This window comes from Cecembia lonarensis LW9 (genome assembly GCF_000298295.1).
GTDB classification, from domain to species: Bacteria; Bacteroidota; Bacteroidia; order Cytophagales; family Cyclobacteriaceae; genus Cecembia; species Cecembia lonarensis.
Map to the genome: position 1 here is coordinate 1 of NZ_AMGM01000357.1, position 502 is coordinate 502.

Below are 502 nucleotides of genomic sequence, written 5' to 3' on the forward strand. Positions count from 1 at the left end.
AACGAACCGGGCATGAAACCCAAGAGCTCAACACTCACCATGACCAGCTGCCATCCCCCGTTCACCACGCGTATGCGCATCATCGCGTACTCGGAGCTGGAATCCTGGCGTCCGGCGGATGCCGGTCCACCGGCAGAAATTGCCGACCTGGTCAAAAAGACGATGAAAAAGTAGGACACCGAGACATGTATGCATGGATTTTCCGGACTCTGCCCGGACCCCTGTTCTTCCGCATCCTTCTAGCTGTGGCGTTGATCGTCGGAGCCGTACTCTTGCTGATGAACTATGTCTTCCCGTGGCTGAGCCAATACAGTCCGTGGACCGAATCAACGATTGGCTTGATGCTGCTGTGAACGCCCCAAAGATCCTCGTGATCGACAACTACGACAGCTTTGTTTACACCCTCGTCGGATACCTGCAGGAACTTGGCGCCGACACCACGGTGATACGCAACGACGATCTGTCCCTGGCCGATGTCATCGAACTGGCACAGACCCGCGAT

At 56.2% G+C, this 502-nt stretch carries 1 pseudogene; it reads left to right on the forward strand.

The features are described from left to right. Positions 1 to 316: 316 nt before the first annotated feature. Positions 317 to 502: pseudogene (locus B879_RS24405) on the forward strand (hypothetical protein); the annotation flags it as partial.